The sequence below is a fragment of the Acetobacter ascendens genome, assembly GCF_001766235.1.
Classification (GTDB): Bacteria; Pseudomonadota; Alphaproteobacteria; order Acetobacterales; family Acetobacteraceae; genus Acetobacter; species Acetobacter ascendens.
In genome coordinates this window covers 2,086,877-2,102,246 of sequence record NZ_CP015164.1, presented here as the reverse complement: position 1 = coordinate 2,102,246, position 15,370 = coordinate 2,086,877, and the positions used below count along the sequence as shown (strand labels likewise).

Here is a 15,370-nt window from a genome sequence, read left to right as displayed (position 1 = left end):
TTTTTGCTCTGAATGCTCAAAACATACCGAATTGGTCCGCTTTATCCGGAAGGCAGGCATACTGCCGCCGCATAAGGCAATCCGCCTTCCTGTATGGCCTAGCTGTGGCTTTGGGGGAAATCATCCCCTATTCTGCCCGCCAGAAACCCGCCACGCGGGTACCCTACACAGAGGGCATATCGTTTTTCATGGCACTTTCCATTCTTGTCATTTTCTTTCTGGTGTTGCTGAACGCCGTGTTCGCCATGGGGGAACTTGCACTTATTTCCGTGCGTAAACCCCGGTTGGTCATGTTGCAGGAACAAGGCGTGCGTGGGGCCGAACGGGCCTTGCGGCTGGCGGAAGATCCGCAGATTTTCCTGCCCACGGTGCAAGTGGGCATGACACTTGTTTCCATTCTGGAAGGCACATTTGGTGGGGTGCAGATAGAAGCGCACCTTACCCCCATGCTGGAGCGTATTCCGGCCATTAAACCCATTGCCTCGCAGCTTTCCATGATTGTGGTGGTGGTGCTGATTACGGCCATCATGCTGGTGCTGGGTGAGCTTGTGCCCAAGCAGTTGGCCCTGCGGGAGCCGGAAAGAGTGGCCGCCCGTCTGGCTGCGCCGCTGGAAGTTCTGGCCAATGCTACCCGCCCGGTGGTGTGGCTGCTCCGCCAATCTTCCAACGTGGTTCTGCGCCTGATGGGTGCGGCAGATGCCGTAAACCAGACGCTGACGGAAGAAGAACTGAAAGCCTACATTGCCGAAGGTGCAAGGCTGGGCGTGCTGGAACATGAAGAACGCACCATGATCGAACGCCTGCTGCGCCTTGCAGACAGGCCCGTGCGTGCCATCATGACCCCCAGAAACGAACTGGTGTGGATAGACCGCCATGCTGGGCGCGAGGCACTGGTGCAGGCGCTTAAGCAAACCACCTATGCCCGCCTTGTGGTGTGCGAGGGAGGGGTGGACAACCCGGTGGGTGTGGTTCTGGCTAAGGATATGCTGGACCGCGTTCTAGACGGCATGCCTGCCTCTATAGAGGCAGGTCTGCGCCCAATGATGGTGGTGCCAGACAGTATTTCTGCGCTGGATATGCTGGAACGCATGCGCAGCATCCCGCTGGGCATGGCTTTTGTGTTTGATGAATACGGAGCGTTTGAAGGCATTGTGACGGCGTCTGACCTGTTTGACGCGATTGTGGGCGAAACCTCGCACGAGCCCCAAAAACTCACCCGCCTGAATACAGAACCCGCCCCAGATGCCGTGCTGCTGCTGGATGGCACAGAATCCGCCGATGAAGTGAAAGATCAACTGGCTATCAAAACCCTGCCCGAAGAAGGCAGCTACCATACGTTGGGCGGGCTTATTCTGGCCCTTCTGCGCCGTGTGCCAGCGGTGGGTGATAAGGTGGCTTACGAAGGTTGGCTGTTTGAGGTGCTGGAAATGGAAGGCCGCCGCGTTTCCCGCGTGCGGGCCAGCAGGCAGCCTCTGGCAGAGAACTAAAGTTAAGCTACACGGGCAGGCATTGGTCTGCCCTAAGGGGCATTATGCGGCCTTCCAATAGGCCATAAAAAAGGGGCGCAGCCGGTTAAAGCTGCGCCCCTTTTTGTATGCGATAAGCCGACTAAATATGCGCCGCAGAGCCTTAGTGAAGGGTGCGGGTGTTAAGCGTATGCGCCAGTGCCTTTTCATCCTCAAAGTCCGGCCATGTGCTTTGGGCCAAGGCTGTAAGGGATGGTGTGGGTAGCTTCATTTTAGCGGCATACATCCACAGATAGGCGAGGGTGTGGTGCACGTAATCCCGCGTTTCTGTGTTGGGCAGCAGTTCCATGAACAGCAGCGGGTCATTGGCTGCTGGGCCGGTGGAGCTTTCCCAATGCGCAAGGGCGGAAGGCCCTGCGTTATAGCTTGCCAGTAGGCGGATAATATCTCCGCCACGTGCCTCTGTATGGCTGGTCTGGCGTGTTAGGCCGGCCAGATACTGTACATAGCGCTGCCCGATTTCCAGATTGATGCTGGGGTCATGCAGGGCTTCGGCAGAATGCACGAAGTGGTGGTTGAGATTGGTAGGGGACTCACTGGTTACAAAATCGGCCGTAAGGGGGCGGATTTGCATCAGGCCATGTGCCCCTGCGCCAGAAACAGCGCGTGGGTCGAAGTTCGATTCCACACGGGCCAGTGCGTAAACAAGGGCGGGGTCCATGGTAAAACCATGCCGGGGGCGCAGAAGGGGCAGGGGTGTATCCTCTGCATTCTGGGCTGTGGCGGCATGGGTGTTCAAGGCATCTGCCATTTCTGTGGCCAAATCATGCAGTCCGGCTGTTTGCGCCACAAGCTGAAAGGCCCGTGCCAGTGTTACATCCCGCAGGTCTGGCCATGCGCGGCGGATGGCGTTTTCTGCCATTTCTGGCTCACCAACTTGCAGCAGGGCAAACACGCGGCGGCCTACATCGGTGGCGCCTACGGCTTCAATATCAATTTCCGTCAGCACCGGGGCGGAGGAAGCACCGTTATCTGGCACGGGGCTGTTTTCGAGCGGTTTAAAGCCAACAGGATGCGTATGGGCGCTAGAGGCCGCATGGTCTGCCGGGTCTGGACGCAGCATACGATAGGCCAACAGCCCGTAGAAGCTACGGGGGAAGGCCGCTGCATGCTGGAGCCAGATATGCCGGGCATGGGCATTGCCGGTTTTTTCGTGCCCACGGGCAGCCCAGAAGGCGCAGGCGGCCCGCATTTCCGGCATGGCGCGCGGCGCGTGGGAGGCTTTTTCAAAAAACGGAATAGCCTCGGCGTAAGCCTGCTTCTGCCACAGGGCCAGCCCTGTAATGTAGCTGGCCAGTGCATTGCGCTCGCGCGAAATATTTACGGCTGTGCGGCCAATATCCAGCGCCATATCCGTTTCACCAGAAACCAGCATGGCCTGTGCGGTTTCAGCTTGTAGCTGGGCCGCGTAGGCGGGCGTCATGCCCGGTGTAATGCTGATAAGGTGCAACGCACTGTGCACGCCCTTCAGCCCCCATGTAGTGCGTTCTCGCAAGGTGCGATCCAGCAGGGGGTTGCGGGTAAATTCCTGCGCCAGTGGGCCAGCCGCAAGGGCGGCATGGGCTGGGGCCAGATGGTCTGCCGGTGGGGCAGGAGGCAACGGGCCACCCCGTTCGGGCAACGCGGCAAGGCGCGCCCATATGGCCGGAGCATCGGCATAGCTGGTGTATTGTTTCAGCCAGTTCCGCAGCTCGGTCGCATTGGGGTGGTAATTCGGGTTCAGGTAACGGTCTGCCTGTAGCTCACCCAACAGGGTGGAATCTGTCAGATGCGTGGTGCTGCTAATGGCTTCCGTGAACGCCCCCTGCTGTTGCAGGCGCAGGATAGCGCGCACCTGAGTGGCAACTTCTGGGGGAAGAGGTTTGGGAAGTGTAACATCATCACCTTCAGGGAAAGCCTGGCGTGGCAGAACCATAGCCAGCTCTTCGCTGTACGGTTCGGGCCCGGCTTCCGGGGGCTTGGCATGGGCTCTCGTCACAACGACGGAAGCGCTGGCCAAAAGGGCGGCACCAGCCAGAATGGCTTTTGCCGCGATCTGATGAGGAATTTGACCTATCGCTCGCATGGCTGGCGGGGTCTAGGCCCTTCCAGCCTAAAAGGCAAGTTTCCTGTCTGTGAGAAAAGGGAAAGGTTCTTCAAAAATTGTTGCATTCCCTGTGGTGAAGCGCTGGTCAAACCGGAATAATTTCTATGATTTGCGCAGGTATTCCCATGGTTTATGCAATGTATTTCTTGCTGACATATTCTGTAACATCTGGCGCAGCTTTTGTGCTTACATGCGCGCGTTCATTACATGCTTTGGCTGTCTTGGCGCAGGGTATCCATCACCGTCATCAGTGTTGCCCATATTTCACGCCGTGCAGCAGGGCTGGCCCGAAGCTGGAGCGGATGACGCATGAACATAACGGGCAACGGAGGCAGCCCCGGCAGGGTAATATCCTGCCAGTTACGGCGGGGCAGATCTGTGGTTTTGCCAAGCAGCATACGCGCAGGCAGCCGCCCACACAGCAGCAGACGCTTGGGGGCGAACAAAGTTATGGCGCGTTCCAGAAAGAGGCGGCAGATGCGCTGGTCCATATCTGTTGGTGCGGTACCACCAGCAGGCCGCCACGGTAGGGCCGTAGCAAGGGCCAGTTGGCTGCGTTCCAGCGGTAGTGGGGCCAGCATGGTGTCCAGCAGGGTGCCGCATAGGCCCGCAAACACCTGCCCGCTTCTATCCTCATCCTCATCTGGGGCTTCCCCAATCAGCATTAGGGGGGCGTTGTGGGGGCCGGATGGCATAAGGGTGTGCATGGCAGCGCCGCGCAACGGGCATGCCACGAAGGAATCCATCGCCTGAAACAGCTCTTCTGGCGTGTTGGCGGCTGCGGCAAGGCGCTGTGCCTGTTCTACCGTATCTGCAAAGCTGGTGGGGGTAGGCGGTTGCTGCGGTTGGTTTTGCGTAACCGTGGCAGGTGCCGGCGTTCTGCCTGTTCCGGGCTGCGGAGGAATGTACGGTGGTGCCTGCTGGGGCATTTTGCCCCGTAGTGGAGGCAGCACAAGCCCGGCCCCAGCGTGCCGATGATCGGCCGGGGCATCGGTTACAGCAACATCCACGCCCCATTCCGTATAAAGGCGCAGGAGAGACAGAGCAGCTTCCATCATATAAACCGTATCATAAAGCGGACGGTTTGGTGGTTTGGCGCGGGCGCGTTAGACAAAACCAGTCGTTCATGTCGTTCCTTTCCGCTCTGCCAGAAGGGGTGGGGCATCCGTGGGCGGCCTGCCCGGTTGCCACCGTATCCTGTAGATAGGGTTCTTATGCTGTTTTGTCGCCTTCTGCCTACGGTTTTCATGCTGCTTTCCGCCACTGTGCTGGCTTCTCCGCTTTATGCGGCCCAGCCGGATACATCTGGCGCAGCCCTTAAAGGGGCCGAACCCAAAGCAGATACTGCGGTTATGCATGCGCCTGTTGGGCATGTCGATTCGGGGGCGTTTCTGAGCGCCGTGATTGCCGTCCGCAGGGGGGATGACCTTCAGGCCGCACGCTCTTTCCGCCAAGCCGCAGCCGCAGACCCACAGAATATGGAACTGCTGAAGCAGGCTTTTGTGCGCAGTGTGATGGCGGGTGATGCCGATGCCGTGCCACTGGCCCACAAGCTAGATAAGTTGCCCGGCGCGCAAAGCGTAATTTCCGCCCTTGTGCTGGGGAACGATGCCGCCGTGCGCGGTGAATGGGGTGAGGCGCTCACCTATTATCATCAAGCCCGCACAGACCCGCTGACACATCTTATTATGCCGCTGTTGCTGGCATGGTGTGAGCAGGCGCAGGGCCATGCTGATGAAGCCGTGGAAAGCCTGACCCATATTCAGAAATCTGTGCTGGTGCCGTTTTACACACTGCACGCCGCCCTCATTGCGCAGGTCGCAGGCCAGACAGACCGCGCGGGCCAGCTTTTTGATGAAACGCGCAAGATCATGCCGGGGGGGGACCTGCTGCTTACCCGTTCCTATGCCGCATGGTTGTGGGAGCATGGGCAGAAGGAAAAAGCCCGCGCCGAGTTACGCAAGCTGGAAGGGGATGATCCGGTTCTGCTGCTGGCTGGCCCGCAGCTTCAGGCTACAATTTCACACTTCCCGGTCTCATCGGCACGAGGCGGGATTGCACGCGCTTATATTCTTACGGCGTTTTTGCTGCGCCAACAGGGGCGGGAACAGGCCCAGCAGGCCGCAGCCACCGGTGGCATGGTGGGGAATGATGCCAACCTCTACCAGTTTAACGAGGCCGCACGCCTGATGCTGGGCTTTGCCTTGGCCATGGACCCCACATTGGCCGAAGCCCGGCTGATGCTGGCCGAAATCCAGATTGATGAAGACCACGGGGCCGCCGCGCGAGAAACATTGCTGCGCGTGCCGCAGTCTGATCCCATGTCCCCCGTGGCACGGTTGCGGTTGGCTGTGCTGGATTCCACGCCCGATCAGGCTACCGAGGCTGTCAGCCTGTTGCGCCCGCTTGTGGCCCAGTTGCCAGATCAGATTCTACTTCAGCGTGTTTTAGGCAATGCACTGGTGCAGCAGAGAGACTGGAAGGGCGCGATAGCCGCTTATACCAAAGCCATAGACCTTGCCACCGCCCAGAAGGATGTGGATTGGACGCTGCTTTTCCTGCGTGCCATGGTGTACCATGAAATGGGGGATTGGCCCCATGCGCGGGATGATGCCCGTGCCGCACTGGCCTATGCGCCAGACGAATCCATGCTGCTGAACTTTCTGGGGTATTCCATGGTGGAACGGCATGAAAATCTGCCCGAAGCCGAAAAACTTTTGCGCAAGGCGCACCAGCTTTCCCCCGATGATGCCGCTATTACAGACAGCCTAGGCTGGGTGCGTGCTGAGCGCGGAGACCTGAACGAGGCGCTGGACCTTTTAGAAAAAGCCGCAGAAAAAACACCCGAAGACCCGGAAGTGAATTATCATCTGGGTGAGGTTTACTGGCGGCAGGGCCGCAAGACCGAAGCCATAGATCAGTGGAACGTGGCTTTGGGGCTGCACCCCATTCCGTCGGATGAAGTATTGATACGTGCTGCGCTCAAGCGTGCTGGTGTAGAGCCGGATGCCAAAAAGGCAGATCAGGCCGCCCCCGCTAAAGCTGCGCCGCAGGATAAAGGAACACACACGCCATGACAGTTGATGTTCTGGATGTTGCAACCACAACCCTGACAGAAATCGCACCAGCAAAAATCAATCTGTATTTGCACGTTACGGGCCGCAGGCCAGATGGATACCACCTGCTGGATAGCCTTGTGGTGTTTGCTGGTGCAGGAGATGTGCTGCATTACGAGCCGGGCACAGAACCGCTGCACCTTAAGCTGGAAGGCCGTTTTGGCCGCGCCCTTGGGGCAGATGCCGCTGGGGCTGATAATCTGGTAATAAAAGCCGCCGCCGTGCTGCGTGATCTGGCCGGGCCAGATGCCAATGTGCAGGGTGGGTGCCTTGTGCTGGAAAAAAACCTGCCCGTGGCTTCTGGCATTGGCGGAGGTTCGGCAGATGCTGCTGCCGCTTTGCGCCTGCTAAACCGGGCATGGAACGTACAGGTGGATGAACCCACCTTGTTCCGTGTGGCGGAAACATTGGGGGCGGATGTACCGGTATGCCTGCTCAGCCAGACTGTGCGAATGGAAGGGATTGGTGAAACCCTTACCCCCGCGCCGCGTTTGCCAGAATGTGGCCTTGTGCTGGTAAATTGCGGGCAGGCTGTTTCCACCCCGGATGTGTTCCGTAAAAGAACGGGCGATTTTGTGCCACGGGCTGATTTACCGCAAAGCTGGCCTAATAGTGCCGCTATGGTGGCAACCCTTAAGGCGCAGGAAAACAGCCTGGAGGCTCCGGCCTGCAATGTGTGTCCGCCGGTTAAGCGTGTATTGGCCGATATTGTGGCCCAGCCAGAATGTCAGTTGGCCCGCGTGAGCGGCTCTGGCGCTACATGCTTTGGCGTGTTCCCCACTGTTGAAGCTGCGCGGGAAGCAGCAGGCAGGTTGGCAGATGCACACGCCGCATGGTGGGTGTGGGGCGGGGCTCTGGTTTAAGGGGTTTTGCCACCTTATATCAGCATCAGTTCTTTCAGCGGGCCGGAGGGCGCAAGCCTGTTCCGGTGTGGCTGGGTGTAGGAGGTTTTATGTCTTCCAAGCTTGATCTGTCTCTTTCAGCAGACCACACAGAAGTACATCTCAAAGTGCTAGAGCAGGAAGATCAGCCTGCTGTAGATGTTGCGCTTTCGGTAGAAGACATTACACGGCTGATTCAGATTTTGGGCCAGTGTCGGGAAACGATGCTGGAAGGTAAGGAACTGCCGCCCATAGAAGGCGCCACCTTTACGCCCGTTACGCGCACCAAATGGGCGCTTCAACCCGAAGCCAGTACGGATGGATCTGTTCTGGCTTTTCAGCACCCGGCTTTTGGCTCGGTAGGGCTTGTGCTGCCACCTGCCGATGCAGACCGCCTGATGCATGGTTTGCACATGCACCAGCAAATGCGCCAGCAGCCTGTTAAACCACGCGGGCGTTTGAACTGAATTTTTCTATATTGGGGTATTTTTAAGCGCATCCGGGCATAGGCACGGATGCGTTGTTGCCATGTTATGCCATGGCATGCGTTCAACACGTTATGGCTTCATGCCGAGTGTACAGGCGCGTTGCGTGAAGCAACATATGGCAAGGCCAAAAACACCATCCCATTCAGCAGAAATAATGTGCTGAACAGGATGGCGCGCGCCTTTAGGATTTCCGGCAGTTGCGGATATGCGCCATTAGGGCGGTTAACCCCATGGCTGTCAGCGCGCCAAAAATACCGGCCCGTAAGCTGCTGGGAACAAAGAAGGTTAGTGGGCTATCCAGCCTGCGGGAATGTTCATCAAACGGGCCTTGCGCCCCAAAGGAACCGGGCACGGATTTGTATAAATCATCCGGCTGCTGGCCTTCTGCCCAATCATGCTCCATCTGGGCCTTGTAGCCTTTTTCTGCCAGGCGGGCTTCACGGCAGCCGGGGGCAACCATGTGCCATAGGGCGGCAAAGCTGTTGGTAGCCCCAATGGAAATGGAGCGGCTGGTGCTAAAGGCAGCACGGTAAATGGCCTCTGCCGCCACTTCGGGTTCATACACCGGGCCAACAGGTTTTAAGCGTTTGCCTGTGAGGTTGCGTGTCCAGCCATAATGGGGAGTGTTGATGGCAGGCAGATCCACCATGACCACGCGGATATTATCGGCATCATGCAGCAGTTCTGGCCGTAGGCTTTCACAAAAACCACGTAGGGCAGAACGCGCTCCGTTTTCCGCAGCCTGAAGCGGCATGCCGCGCAGGTTGGGGGCCAGATCCAGATTGATAATGGCGCCTTGCCCGCGCCGGCGCATAACGCCAAGGGCGGCCAATGTGCCGTTTACGCTGCCCAGATAAGTTACTTCTGTAGCACGGCGGATATCATCGGCAGAAAGGGCGGCAACCTGCCCAACCACTGTGGCTCCAGCGCAGTTGGCCCAAACCGAAATGGGGCCAAGTTCTGTTTCAATACGCTCTGCTGCATCCTGCACAGCTTTGGCATCTGAAACATCCAGCGGGATGACCAATGACCGCACAGAGTGTTTGGCCAGATTTTCTGCTGTTTCCTTCAGCCGGTCTTCATTCCGGCCCAGCAGGGCAATATCAAACCCGGCGCGGCCCAGCGCACGTGCCGCCGCACGGCCAATACCGGCGCCTGCGCCTGTAATCACAGCTATCTGGGTTGGCATCCGCGTTTTTTCTCCCGGTTATCACTCAAGCAAGATGTTCAAAATCTGGTTGCCATTTTGCGCCGCAATCGGGCCGGGCACAAGCCACAGGGCAGGGGTTCTGCCCCGCGTGGGCTTGAATGCAGGTGCCAGATTTACAGATATTTCAGCGCAATAATACCGCCTAAAAACACCACGGCAAAAGCCCCGGCCACCAGCGGCAGGCGTTTTTCCAGAAAATCCTGAATAGGCGCCCCAAAGCGCCACAAAAGCCCAGCCACCAGCATAAACCGCACGCCACGCGTTACAAGGCTGGCCAGCATAAAGGGCAGAATGGCAAAATGCGCCATGCCGCTGGCAATGGTTACAAACTTGTAGGGGATGGGTGTGAGCCCCTTAAGCAGAATAATCCATACACCCCATTGGCGGAATTTTTCCTGCAAGGTCAGCAGCGTGCTCTCGGCATGGTAAAAATGCACAATCGGGCGGGCTACCGTATCCACCAAAGCCGCGCCAATTAGCCAGCCCAGCAAGCCACCGGCCACGCTGGCAATGGTGCAGATGGCGGCATAAACCCATGCCTTTTGCCTATGTGCCAGCACCATAGGCACCAGCAGCGTTTCTGGCGGAAGGGGGAAAAAACTGGCTTCTGCAAAAGCCAGCGCCACCAGCCATAAAGGTGCGTAGGGGCTGGCAGCGTGCCGCAAAACGCGGGCATAAAGGCGGTTTAGCATATGGGTTTAAATACTACATCCGTTCACGGCGCAGAACATCCTCCGCCTTGGCGTGGATGGTATCATATTCTTCCTGCGTGAGGTTACCCCGGTGCAGCATTTCACTGGCACGGGCCAGCGCATCACGCGCGTGGGTGGCATCGGGTATGGGGTAACGGCGGCCGGGCAGGGCAAAGGCATTATCCGGCAGGGCATTACGTTCTTCAGTTGTCAGCTTAGACATGGTTGGTCTTCCTGTCTTCCTCACACAGTTCAGAGGCACTCTCCAGTTCGTCCAGTTCCGCCATGGCAGCTTCTGCGCTGGTGGTGGGAACGTCGGAAACCGGCGTGCTGCTCCGCACTCCCGCTGCCAGAGGATGCTGTGCGGGAGAGACTTCTAATGTTTGTGTCACACGGAACGCCGTCAAGACCGCACAAGATCCAAACACTACAGCCCCCAGTGCCTGCCCGGCCTGCACGCCAAGTGGGCCAAAGCGTGCGCCCATCATCACAAACGGAATGGTGCCCAGCGTGGCCCGGCCCCAGTTAAAGGCAGTGGAATACAGCGGAAACCCAAGGTTATTGAAGGCGGCGTTGGCCACAAACAACATACCTACAAACAGGTAACTGCCGATTGTCCATGTGCAGAACAGATGGATAAGAGCTGCGGCATCACCCTGTGCATTATACATGGCCACAACCCCATTCTGCACGCAGAACAGGAATATCCATGTGGCACCCACACTTAAAATAACCAACTTGAGGGCCGCGCGCAGGGTTTCACGCACGCGGTCACACAGCCCGGCGCCAAGGTTTTGCCCCATAATGGGGCCAACAGAACCGGTAAGCGCAAAAACCAACGCAAACAGTACAGGCACTGTGCGCTCAATAGAGGCTTGCCCCGCAACAGCAGCCAGGCCAAAGCGCGCCATAGCTTGTGTGACGTACACACCGCCAACCGGTGTGGCCAGATTGGTGAGAATGGCCGGAAAAGCCACCGTGGCCACACGCTTGGTATCAGGCAAAATCCGATGAAGCTGCGGCATGGCCAGCATATCGTGCCGCAATGCGCCACGCAGGCCCACTGTGGCCACAACCGTGCGTGAAAGCACAGTGCTGATAGCAGCCCCGGTAAGTCCTTCATGCAGCCCGAAAATAAACAGCGGGTCCAGCACCGCCGCGACAACAGCCCCTAGCAACGTAATGTGCATGGAGCCCTTGGCATCCCCCACCACACGCATAAGGGAAGATGCCCCCATGCCTGCGCAGATAAGCGGTAATGCAGGGCTAACGGTGCGTAGGAATGTGGTGGCGTTGGCCAAGGCCTCACCCCGCGCACCAAACAGTTCCAGAATGGGGTGGGCAAATATCATGGTGCCCACACCCAGCACGGTTGCCAGCCCGATCATGACAGTAAGGGCGGAGGAGGCAATGCCACGGGCTTCATCAGCGCGGCCTGCGCCAATTTCACGCGCGGTGGCGGCGCTTATGCCAATGGTCAGCCCGATGGAAACGGCAATTTGCAAGCCAATAACGGCCCCGGCAAAGCCAATGGCTGCCGTAAGGGCGGTGTTACCCAAGTGGCTGATATACACCATGTTGAGCATATCCACCGCAAACACCGCCATAAGGCCAATGGCCCCGGTGCCAGCCATAACCAGCACGTGGCGCATGATGCTGCCGGTGGTAAAGCAGGCCTTGTGACGTCCGCCAGGCGGGGAGGGCCGGTTCATTCATGCTCCGTGTGGGCTGTGCTGTGCGCGTGCCAATATGGGTGTTGAGTATGTCATGACTTGCGCCCCCTGCGAACAGGGAGAACACGGAACATCTGCCCTGAAAGGCGTGCAAGCCCGAATAATATGCCGCAAGAGCCGGGGTTAGAAGGTTGGCGGTGCTTCTTCCGGCTTTTCTTCGTCTGCCTTGCGTTCCAGCGGGCGGCCTAAATACGCTTCCAGCACTTGCTCGGTGGGGCCATCCATACGTACCTGCCCCTGATCCAGCCAGATCAGACGGTTGCACCAATCGGCCATCACATCTGCCATATGGCTGGACAGCACCAGAATATCGGCGCGGGAAACAAGATTTTCAAGCCGGGCGCGGGCACGGTTACGGAAGGAGGCATCTCCCGCCATAAACCATTCATCCATCAGCAGCACATCGGGCATGATAGCCGTGGCCAGCCCAAAGGAAAGGCGCACCATCATGCCGGAGCTATAGGTGTTTACGGGTAGGTCCATAAAAGCACCAAGGCTGGCAAAGTTTTCTACATCCGCTTCAACCTGCGCTGTCTGTTCCTTGCTCAGGCCAGAGAACATGCCACGCAGGCGAATATTCTCCCGCCCCGTCAGGTCCATGTTCATGCCCAGTTCGGGGTCTAGCAACGTGCCAATGCTACCGCGCACCGTAACGCTGCCCCCTACGGGTTCATAAATACCGGCTAGTGCCCGCAACAGCGTGGTTTTGCCTGCACCGTTGCCACCTACAAGGCCCAGCCTGTCTCCCGGTTGCAGGGTGAAGCTCACGCCCTTAAGCGCCTGTACCACCACGCGGTCTCGGTTATCGTGCATGAAGCGCGTGTTAAGCGTGCGCCCCAGCGTTTTGCTAAGCGATTTACGCAGGCTGCGGGCATTGCCATGATACAGCGGAAAGGTGATTTGCAGGTTTTCAACCGCAATATCCGTCATGCGCCTTACACCCAGTATGCCAGCCGTGTGCGCATACGGGCGAACAGGCAGAAGGTTGCAATTATCAGTGCGGCAGACCACCCAAGGGCCGCAGGCCATACGGCAGTTTGCATCACATCCCCCGTAAAGGGCGCGCGCAAAATTTCAATCAACGGAAAGAAAGGATCTAGCAGCAGCCATGCCTGCCCGGTTTTCATCAACTGGGGAGACCACAAAATGGGCGTTACAAAGAACATTACCTGCGTCAGGCTGGCAATAATGGGGGGCACATCCCTAAAGCGTGCGCCCAGAATGCCCAGCAAAAGCACGGCAAAAAAGCAGTCTACCAGCCATAGGCCCGTGGCGGGTAGTAGAGTCCATGTCCATTTGGGTGCGACGTGAAACCACAAAAACACTCCGGCCACCACGGGCACGTTATGCGCAAACACCAAAATGTTGCGTACAGCCACACGCAGCACATGCAGGGAATATGGCATACGGGCTGCATGAATAAGCCGTGCAGCCCCCGTAAAGGTGCCGCAACCTTCCTGCATGGTGCCGCCTACAAAGCCCCACAACACCAAGGAAAGGGTAAGGAAGGGCAGATAGGTATGCACATCCGTGTTGAGCAGATACGCATACAGCACGCCCATGGCTGCCACCATGATGGCCGTGGTGGCCGTAAGCCAGAACGGCCCCAGAATGGAACCACGATACCGCAGCCGAATATCCAGCCAAGCCAGCGTAAGCCCCAACCGCGCATGGTGGAAGCCGCGCGCAAAATCTTGGGCGGCATGCACAAAGTAGGAAAAACCACGTTCTGGCACCAAATGCAGCACAGGCTGCCCCCCAGGTGGAGGGGCGTGCTGCGGCACAGCCGAAAGAGGGGGCTGTTTTTTTGCGGCGCGTTCTTCCTGCGTATCCGGCAAGGTGGGCGTGCTGTTCATGGTGTTTAACGCGATAGAGAACCCTGCATGTTTGTGCAAGGTTGGCATGCTTTTTATGCTGCCATTATTACCTGCACCACAGGGCCATTTAGCCCCAAAGCAACGCGCTATTTGCGCAACGATTGGCAGGAAAACATTCCACAGAGATGACAACAGGCCCCGTGGTTGCTACACCCGGCCCGCCGGAGAGCCCTTTATTTCGTTCCACACCTAAGGCCGGGAACCGTCCTTGTCATGAAAATCGTCGCCTGTAACAGCAACCTCCCACTTGCCGAAGCCGTTGCCGCGGAGCTGAACCTCCCCCTTTGCAACGCCACCGTGCGCCGCTTTGCGGACATGGAGGTGTTTGTAGAAATCCACGAAAATGTACGTGGTGAGGACGTGTTCGTTATCCAGAGCACCTGCACCCCCACCAATGATAACCTGATGGAGCTGCTGATTATGCTGGATGCGCTGCGCCGTGGTTCGGCCAAGCGTATTACCGCAGTGATGCCCTATTTTGGTTATGCTCGGCAGGATCGTAAATCCGGCCCGCGCACGCCTATTAGCGCCAAGCTGGTAGCGAATCTGCTGGTGGAAGCCGGTGCAAGCCGCGTGCTCACGCTGGATCTGCACGCCATGCAAATTCAGGGCTTTTTTGATATTCCGGTGGACAATCTGTACGCTGCACCGCTGTTTGTGCGCGACATTCGCTCCCATTACGGGGATCGTGATCTGATGATCGTCTCCCCCGATGTGGGTGGCGTGGTGCGTGCGCGCCAGTTGGCCCAGCGCCTGAACACAGATCTGGCCATTATTGACAAGCGGCGTGAACGCGCAGGCGTTTCCGAAGTGATGAACGTGATTGGTGATGTGCGCGGCCGCCACTGCCTGCTGGTAGATGATATTGTGGATAGCGGTGGCTCACTGTGCAACGCAGCCCGCGCTATTGCCGAACAGGGTGCTGCATCTGTGGGCGCATACGTTACGCATGGTGTGCTTACTGGGCATGCTGTGGAACGTATTGCCGATTCGCCCATCGAAATGCTGACACTTACAGACAGCATCCGCGCTACGGAGCAGGTTATGGCTGCGCGCAATATCCGCCAGATCACCATTTCTGGCCTGCTGGCACGCGCCATTCATGCCGTGGCGGATGAAAGCTCCGTTTCCTCTCTGTTCGATTGATCCCGAGGCCCTATGAGCACGCTTCTCCCCCGCCCATACTGGTATTTGCGCCACGGCCAGACAGACTGGAACCGGGCTGGTCTTTCTCAGGGGCGCACAGATGTGCCCTTGAACGAAACCGGCATTGACCAAGCTGTGGCGGCGGGAAAGCTGCTTGAGGTTGCCCTGCGTGAAGCAGGGGAAAATGGGGTTACGCGCATTGTGTGTTCTCCGCTGGAGCGTGCTTTGCGCACAGCCACCATTGTGCGAGATGCCCTTATCACCCACGGTCTGCCAGCTTTGCCGCTGGATGTGGATGCAGGGCTGGAGGAAGTCTGCTTTGGTGAGCAGGAAGGCCAGCCGATTGGGGATTGGTATAATAATTGGATTGCCGGTGAGTATACGCCACCGGGGGCAGAAACATTTGCTGCCCTGCGCCAGCGCGCCACAGATGCCGTAAACCGTGCCACACAGGCCCCCGGCCGACCCTTGGTGGTGGCGCATGGGGCGTTGTTCCGTGCTTTGCGTGCGGCTATGTCTCTGCCCGCTAATGTGCGCCTGCCCAACGCTATTCCGTTAAGCTTGGAGCCAGAAGCAGATGACCGGTGGAAGTTGCAGGAACTCGCCAGCGCGTAA

General features: G+C 58.1%; 13 protein-coding genes and 1 pseudogene. 6 read left to right on the top strand and 8 right to left on the bottom strand.

Features of this window, described 5'->3' with window-relative positions; genetic code table 11:
- Positions 1–104 precede the first annotated feature (104 nt).
- A complete protein-coding gene (locus A4S02_RS10170; protein ID WP_082246815.1) occupies positions 105–1,487 on the top strand; it encodes a hemolysin family protein in 1,383 nt (460 codons plus the stop codon).
- A 142-nt stretch (positions 1,488–1,629) separates the two neighbouring features.
- Here the strand turns inward: A4S02_RS10170 and A4S02_RS10165 are convergent, their stop codons facing one another.
- Both A4S02_RS10165 and A4S02_RS10160 read right to left on the bottom strand, forming a co-directional pair.
- Positions 1,630–3,591 (bottom strand): lytic transglycosylase domain-containing protein, encoded by a 1,962-nt coding sequence (locus A4S02_RS10165; protein ID WP_070323688.1) that lies wholly within the window; start codon positions 3,589–3,591, stop codon positions 1,630–1,632.
- Between the two features lie 224 nt (positions 3,592–3,815).
- Positions 3,816–4,670 carry a uracil-DNA glycosylase gene (locus A4S02_RS10160; RefSeq protein ID WP_070323687.1) on the bottom strand — a complete coding sequence of 285 codons (855 nt, stop codon included), beginning with the start codon at positions 4,668–4,670 and terminating at the stop codon, positions 3,816–3,818.
- Between the two features lie 156 nt (positions 4,671–4,826).
- Between A4S02_RS10160 and A4S02_RS10155 the strand changes: the two genes are divergently transcribed.
- The 3 genes from A4S02_RS10155 (at position 4,827) to A4S02_RS10145 (ending at position 8,076) form a co-directional block, all read left to right on the top strand.
- Positions 4,827–6,689, top strand: coding sequence for a tetratricopeptide repeat protein (locus A4S02_RS10155; protein ID WP_070323686.1), 1,863 nt, complete (start codon positions 4,827–4,829; stop codon positions 6,687–6,689).
- Positions 6,686–7,591 carry a 4-(cytidine 5'-diphospho)-2-C-methyl-D-erythritol kinase gene (locus A4S02_RS10150; RefSeq protein WP_070323685.1) on the top strand — a complete coding sequence of 302 codons (906 nt, stop codon included), beginning with the start codon at positions 6,686–6,688 and terminating at the stop codon, positions 7,589–7,591. Before A4S02_RS10155 ends, A4S02_RS10150 begins: the two co-directional genes overlap by 4 nt.
- An 89-nt stretch (positions 7,592–7,680) precedes the next feature.
- Complete coding sequence (locus A4S02_RS10145; RefSeq protein WP_070324242.1) at positions 7,681–8,076, top strand: hypothetical protein; 396 nt, start codon at positions 7,681–7,683, stop codon at positions 8,074–8,076.
- Between the two features lie 202 nt (positions 8,077–8,278).
- On the opposite strand, the gene A4S02_RS10140 is transcribed toward A4S02_RS10145, so the two are convergent.
- The 6 genes and pseudogenes from A4S02_RS10140 to A4S02_RS10115 form a co-directional block, all read right to left on the bottom strand.
- Complete coding sequence (locus A4S02_RS10140; protein ID WP_070323684.1) at positions 8,279–9,286, bottom strand: SDR family oxidoreductase; 1,008 nt, start codon at positions 9,284–9,286, stop codon at positions 8,279–8,281.
- A gap of 134 nt (positions 9,287–9,420) precedes the next feature.
- Positions 9,421–9,999 (bottom strand): YqaA family protein, encoded by a 579-nt coding sequence (locus tag A4S02_RS10135; RefSeq protein WP_070323683.1) that lies wholly within the window; start codon positions 9,997–9,999, stop codon positions 9,421–9,423.
- Between the two features lie 13 nt (positions 10,000–10,012).
- On the bottom strand, positions 10,013–10,222 hold the full coding sequence (locus tag A4S02_RS10130; protein ID WP_019088066.1) for a hypothetical protein: 210 nt from the start codon (positions 10,220–10,222) through the stop codon (positions 10,013–10,015).
- Positions 10,215–11,711: an MATE family efflux transporter gene (locus tag A4S02_RS10125; RefSeq protein ID WP_019088067.1), complete on the bottom strand. Its 1,497-nt coding sequence runs from the start codon at positions 11,709–11,711 to the stop codon at positions 10,215–10,217. The genes A4S02_RS10130 and A4S02_RS10125 overlap by 8 nt, the downstream gene beginning before the upstream one ends.
- A 144-nt stretch (positions 11,712–11,855) precedes the next feature.
- Positions 11,856–12,497: pseudogene (locus A4S02_RS10120) on the bottom strand (ABC transporter ATP-binding protein); the annotation flags it as partial.
- A 170-nt stretch (positions 12,498–12,667) separates the two neighbouring features.
- Complete coding sequence (locus A4S02_RS10115; RefSeq protein WP_019088099.1) at positions 12,668–13,699, bottom strand: ABC transporter permease; 1,032 nt, start codon at positions 13,697–13,699, stop codon at positions 12,668–12,670.
- 123 nt (positions 13,700–13,822) lie between these two features.
- On the opposite strand from A4S02_RS10115, the gene A4S02_RS10110 reads away from it, so the two are divergent.
- Positions 13,823–14,755 carry a ribose-phosphate pyrophosphokinase gene (locus A4S02_RS10110; RefSeq protein ID WP_026019222.1) on the top strand — a complete coding sequence of 311 codons (933 nt, stop codon included), beginning with the start codon at positions 13,823–13,825 and terminating at the stop codon, positions 14,753–14,755.
- 12 nt (positions 14,756–14,767) lie between these two features.
- Positions 14,768–15,370: a histidine phosphatase family protein gene (locus tag A4S02_RS10105; RefSeq protein WP_070323681.1), complete on the top strand. Its 603-nt coding sequence runs from the start codon at positions 14,768–14,770 to the stop codon at positions 15,368–15,370.